Raw genomic sequence first — 255 nt, 5'->3', positions numbered from 1 at the left:
GAGTAAAGAACATGGTTTACATCCGCAGCGTTCTCTGTAAAGGTAGGGAATAAAAAGCCGGAAATCGGCGCCTTAAGATTAATAACAGGGTCAACCACGATGTTATATTTAAATTCCTTTTCTACATAGTCAAACAACAGCTCTTTTTTCGGATCCTGTGTTTTATTCATACTACATAAAATGAACTTATTGGAATATACCGCATCTCGTGAGCTTTCTTCTGCATCTTCATTGCTTCGTTTCATCGGCTTCATA

The 255-nt window shown here is 37.6% G+C and carries 1 protein-coding gene; it reads right to left on the bottom strand.

The genetic code is table 11. The annotated features are described in order from the left end of the window. Positions 1 to 255 (bottom strand): DUF4317 family protein (locus RG959_RS24530; protein WP_342799339.1); only part of this gene is annotated, 255 nt, incomplete at both ends.

The organism is Domibacillus sp. 8LH (assembly GCF_038806185.1).
In the GTDB taxonomy this organism is placed as follows: domain Bacteria; phylum Bacillota; class Bacilli; order Bacillales; family Domibacillaceae; genus Domibacillus; species Domibacillus indicus_A.
This window is presented reverse-complemented; position numbering and strand designations above follow the sequence as displayed.